Source organism: Pseudoalteromonas fuliginea (genome assembly GCF_000690055.1).
Classification (GTDB): Bacteria; Pseudomonadota; Gammaproteobacteria; order Enterobacterales; family Alteromonadaceae; genus Pseudoalteromonas; species Pseudoalteromonas fuliginea.
Window position 1 is genome coordinate 1 of record NZ_JJNZ01000172.1, and the last position, 351, is coordinate 351.

Genomic DNA, 351 nt, shown 5'->3' on the forward strand with positions numbered 1-351 from the left:
GTATCACCGCTGCCAGGGGTCGAGCCATCGGCATCCGTCACATTAATCGTGAAGGTCTGAGTGCTGGTTGAGCCATCAGTTGACGTGGCCACCACGGTAATGCTGTGGCTTGTGGCTGTTTCATAATCGATGCTGCTCGCATCTTTCACAGTCACAACACCGGTGGTGCTGTCGATGGTGAAGATCGAGTCATCGGTTAGGCCATAGCTGACCACATCGCCGGTATCGGCGTCGGTAGCATTGGCGGTAATGCCCACGGTTGCGCCGTTAGTCACATTCTCGCTAATGGTGTTGTTGGCGGCTTTATCGGCGTCGCCATCGGTATCAACCACTGGGCTAATGGCGTTATCA

The 351-nt window shown here is 55.0% G+C and carries 1 protein-coding gene; it reads right to left on the minus strand.

All coding sequences use genetic code 11. The features are described from left to right. The coding region (locus DC53_RS0120940; RefSeq protein ID WP_033032462.1) for a cadherin repeat domain-containing protein at window positions 1-351 on the minus strand (351 nt) is incomplete at both ends.